General features: G+C 42.8%; 6 protein-coding genes. 1 reads left to right on the forward strand and 5 read right to left on the reverse strand.

Annotated features, from left to right (window positions below; genetic code table 11):
* A partial coding sequence (locus tag AB5123_RS13840) for a DUF3991 and toprim domain-containing protein (protein WP_368364959.1) occupies positions 1–1,016 on the reverse strand: 1,016 nt, incomplete at its 3' end.
* 110 nt (positions 1,017–1,126) lie between these two features.
* Here AB5123_RS13840 and AB5123_RS13845 point away from each other — a divergent pair.
* The gene (locus AB5123_RS13845) at positions 1,127–1,633 is read left to right on the forward strand and encodes a hypothetical protein (protein ID WP_278946324.1); all 507 of its coding nucleotides are present in this window, start codon (positions 1,127–1,129) and stop codon (positions 1,631–1,633) included.
* 137 nt (positions 1,634–1,770) lie between these two features.
* Here AB5123_RS13845 and AB5123_RS13850 read toward each other — a convergent pair whose 3' ends face one another.
* The 4 genes from AB5123_RS13850 to AB5123_RS13865 all read right to left on the reverse strand — a co-directional run.
* On the reverse strand, positions 1,771–2,487 hold the full coding sequence (locus AB5123_RS13850) for a hypothetical protein (protein WP_368364960.1): 717 nt from the start codon (positions 2,485–2,487) through the stop codon (positions 1,771–1,773).
* A 16-nt stretch (positions 2,488–2,503) separates the two neighbouring features.
* Positions 2,504–2,833: a DUF3852 domain-containing protein gene (locus AB5123_RS13855; protein ID WP_195552177.1), complete on the reverse strand. Its 330-nt coding sequence runs from the start codon at positions 2,831–2,833 to the stop codon at positions 2,504–2,506.
* Positions 2,830–3,612: a class B sortase gene (gene srtB, locus AB5123_RS13860; RefSeq protein ID WP_368364961.1), complete on the reverse strand. Its 783-nt coding sequence runs from the start codon at positions 3,610–3,612 to the stop codon at positions 2,830–2,832. The genes AB5123_RS13855 and srtB overlap by 4 nt, the downstream gene beginning before the upstream one ends.
* Positions 3,605–4,593, reverse strand: a 989-nt coding sequence (locus AB5123_RS13865; RefSeq protein WP_368364962.1) for a collagen binding domain-containing protein, incomplete at its 5' end; no start/stop codon positions are given. The genes AB5123_RS13865 and srtB, both read right to left, overlap by 8 nt.

Here is a 4,593-nt window from a genome sequence, read left to right on the forward strand (position 1 = left end):
TAGATTTGCGAGGTCAGCTTATCGGGACGGCATTTTAAATACCCCAGTTCGCTTACTTCTTTCAGATATTCTTCCTTTCGCTTATGAGGAACAGCAGGCAAAAATTTCGCTCCGTTTTTTGCCTTTAAATCTTCATTCCAATCTTTAAATTTGGGAGCAAATCGCCGTACATTTTCATAGCCGTTTTCTCTCAAAATATCCCGAAGTCTGTCAACAGCCTCGATTCCGCCCTCATCGTTATCAACGCAGAGAATGACTTCTGACAGGTTAGAATGGTTCTTTAACGCTGTTAAAACGGCATTTTCATACACACCGTTCATTGCAATGTAGCTGTTTTTCTGCCATTCCTGCGGATAGAGTGTAAGAAAACTCATCATATCAATGGGAGCCTCAAACACGAACAGCTTTTCCGACTTGCCAAAGTGGGAAAAGCTGTAACGGGTATCTGAACCCTCGCAGGTAATGCGGAAAGTTTTCCCGAAAGAATTGGTTGAACGCTTGCTTGCCTGACGTGGAACGCCGTTTTCATCAAGTCCTACAAACACTGCATTGTGGTGCTGTTTGTCCTCATAAAGTGTATGCTGTTTTGCAAAATGGCTGATAATATCTGGAGCAATAAACCGCTGTTTTATGAGATATGCGAAAACTCTATGCATATTCGGATTTGCGACCGGAAGCTTGAATTCTTTCTTTTCTTCCTTTGCTATAGCTTTCGGAGGACTGTGGGACAACGGAGTAACCGTCCGTCCTAACAGCTCCTGCACCGCCGTCTGAAAGTCCATACCATAAAACTCCTGCATAAACTTTATTGCTCCGCCGCCTGTCTGATTTTTATGGTCGAACCATTTTGACCCACGGATAGTTATACTGTCGTGCTTGCCTGAGCTGTCGTAATATATGAGCTTATGCTCTATGCCGACACGCTCAAGCTTTTCGCCACGCACACGCAGATATTCTGCCAAGTCTACGCTGTTGGCAAGCTGTTTTTGTTCGTCTGTGAATGGGATGTAGGGCATTAAATGTCTCCTTTCCGTGTTGAAAATTTTGGTTTGGTGTGGTATAATGAGAAGAAGGATCAAGGGCTATATCGCTTGATAAATCGAAATTTGATTGGATTGTTGTTATTATGGAAGAAAAATACCAAGTGGAGTTATCTGTGTTATTGGAGTCATTGGAATACTGTTCTGATGTTAGATCGGATGGATACTACATTGTTAGAGGAAGTAATAAAATAATAGCGTATGGTGAAGACCTATCAGAAGAATATCTTGGTGAGGATGCAGTTTGGGAATTTTTGCAGTCAAATGAGTGCATTAAATTACCAACCTTACATGAGATAGAAGATGCTTCGCCAAATTGGAACAGGGATATAACGTTTAAATACATTGATGAAATGATAAATGACACGAAACAAAAGAAACTCCTTACTAAAGCATATAAATCCATATTCGGTAATCGTATTCTTCGTGCATTTCCGGGAAGCTCTAAATTCTGCGCAGAACTTGCCAAACTTGGGCGTATGGATGAATGGAATCTGTTTATAAAAGAAAAATATGAAGCCCATCAGCTTGAATTTGCAAAAAAATGGTGTAAAGACAATAATGTAAAAATAATCACTGAAGCTGATATATAAGGGCAAGATATTCTTGTAGTGGTAAAGAATTTGTAACCGTAAGGCAGAAAATCATTTTCAAAATGGATTAGGAACTGGCGAAATTATTAGTTTATCTAATCCCCTACCAAAAGGACTGAGTAAAATCAGTCCTTTTTTCATCCACCAACGCATTCTCTGAATTGTCCCATAACCTGCGAAAAGCTCTGCCTTTCCATCATATCCGAACTGAGAAAAGCACCCGATACAACGGTAAGCTTGTTTTCACTAAGAACAGCATAGGTTTCAGTGTACCCGAACTGCGACGCCATTCCGTCAGTTTTCTGAATCGACGCATAACGCTGATATTTTCCCTTTGATACAACGCTGCTTGTCATTCTGTAATCGGACACAAAATCGTCCGCTGTGATACCGTTCATCTGAGCAGCAGTTTGACTAAAGTAATGATCCCCTAAATTTTCAAGGATATATTTCATGTCGTAATCAAGGTTACTCTGACTTAAATCGACACACAGAACATCTATCATACCTCCGCCGTTTTTGCCTTTGAGAGATATTTTCTGAATACCGTTGGAATCGTCGTTCTCATTCTCAAAAGAACAACCTTTCATCGCTTCAGTAACGATTGTAGAAACGTCCACAAAGCTGATATTTGAGTCAAAAAACTCCGCAATAAAAGTATTAGACTTCACCTGTTCTTCATCAACTGTACTTTCAGCCTCCGAAGAGGCAGCCGAATCGGGTAAGGACTCGGCTGTGGCAATAGTTGTGGTAGTTTCCGATGTTGACTGCAATGGTGGACTTATCGTTCCGCAGGCGGTCATTGCCAATACTATGGCAGACGAAAGTACAGCCCAATATATTTTTGTTTTCATACGTAAATCCTCCTTTTTACACAATCGACCAAATATACAGCGGAGCGGTTAGGGTGAAGATAAGACAGCCAAAAATTATGGCTATGGGAGTCCATTCAAGCTGACCGTGTTTTCGATAGTCGAGATATGCGAGACCTATCTTAACAAACAGCAAAACCGCAAGAATTACGTCAATTACGGGGAACACAACGTTGTTTACAACCGACACCACCTGCGACCTTGCGGTAGTCCATGTGCTTTGGACTGCTCCCGCAACATCGCCGGAAGCGTAAGCTGTAGTCGACATCATTGTTGCAAAGCAGAGTGTGCTTGCAATCGCTGCAATAACTTTCTTTTTCAACTTCATTCCACATCACTCTCCTCGATAATTTTTCCTACCAGAATAGTACGGCTGTTACCCTCCGCACTTGTACAAGTGGATAACATAAGCAAATGGTCACTTTCGGTTACTTCAATCTCCTTGTAAATACTTGCACAGTTTCTGAGCTGATTATCCCATTCATTAAAATTCGGAGCAGCAAGATAAAGTCCGCTTGTATCGGAAGTTCTTGCAACCGCAAAGAAATCTATAAGCCTGACATCGTTCTCAGTGGTCAGCCAGCCGTAGCTGTGATTCATGAAATATTCCTCGTTTTCGTAATTCGGAATATCGGCAAACATCGTTCCGTTTCCCATATTGTGACCGTAGATCACGCTATTAAAGTCAGAAAAATCGCATGAACAGCGATAGTCCATAAACAGTGATCCTGCATACAAATATGAACCGTCCACCGCCCTGCGTGTGTAATAATCGTTATCTCCCGACTGCATGATCGGATAATCGATATTTGTATCGGGAACATACAGCCAACCCACAGAATCGTCAAGCTCGTTGGAAAGCTGACGTACCTGTTCGGTCAGTTCTTCTTTGGTATCCTCGGAAACTCTGTCGGCGGAAGGCTTGCTTTTTTCAATATCGACCGCTTCGTCAAGCGTTTCTCTCGCTATCGGGGTAGGAGCATAGATCAGAATATCCCGCCAATTGATTTTCTGAGCAACATCGTTTTTTACAAGAAGATAAATTCCTCCTCCGAGGAGGGCGGCTGCGGTCACAGCCGCAGCAGTTCGAATAACTTTCTTATTCATGCCTTTTTCCTTTCTTTGTGATAATAAGGGCGGCAAGGATAACACTTGCAGCTCCGAGCATTGCAAATGCCGCAAAATTGCTGTGATTATCGCCTGTATACGGAGTGTTTGTAACAGGAGTAAGCTCGTCATACATAACGACCTCGGTCACAGAACCGTCCTCGTTTACCGTGAACTTTATCTCATTTGCAATTTCGTAACCGTCCGGAGCAATGATTTCACGGAGCGTGTATTCCTTTCCTGCGATAAGCTTGCCCTCGACAAGATGAGCCTCGTCCGCAGATACCCATTCCTCAACCACATTTCCGTCCTCGTCAATAATTTGGAGAGTTGCACCAGGCAGCTCCTTATCCGTAGTAATATCACGCTTTGAGATCTTCACCTTTGTTGTGTCGTCAACCATAACAATCAGCGGATTTCCGTCCTCTGAAATCGCCGTAGAATCAACGTTTCTGATCTTTATTGTACCGTCTGCAAAAACCTCGAATTCAATATCCGTAGCTATCACATATCCGTCCGGAGCCGCAATTTCCTTGAGCGTGTAATCTCCGGCTGGAAGCTCGGTTACAATATGATTTGTACCATCGGAAATCCATTCGTCAATGATTTCACCGTCAGCATTTTCAAGCTGCATATCTGCGCCGATTAATTCCTCGCCGTATACATCAACCTTAGACACTTCAACGGTAATAGGCTTGTTAACTGTACGAATTGTGATAGTTTCGCCGTCCTCGCAAACAGTTACGGGATAGCTTTCACCGCTGAGAATATATCCCGTCGGAGCTTCGATTTCTCTGACAATATACTCGCCGTATGGGATTTCGTCAAACTCAAAATATCCGTTTTCATCGGAAACAGCGGTCATATATGCGTTTTCAGAAGTGAATTCGGCAGTATCAACTGCAAACAGTCCGAACACCGCATTTTCAAGAGGTTCGCTCTTGTCATCTACCTTGTGACCCTCTATCCTGCCACGCTTGA

This window comes from Ruminococcus sp. RTP21204st1_B2_RTP21204_210225 (assembly GCF_040914135.1).
Classification (GTDB): domain Bacteria; phylum Bacillota; class Clostridia; order Oscillospirales; family Ruminococcaceae; genus Hominimerdicola; species Hominimerdicola aceti.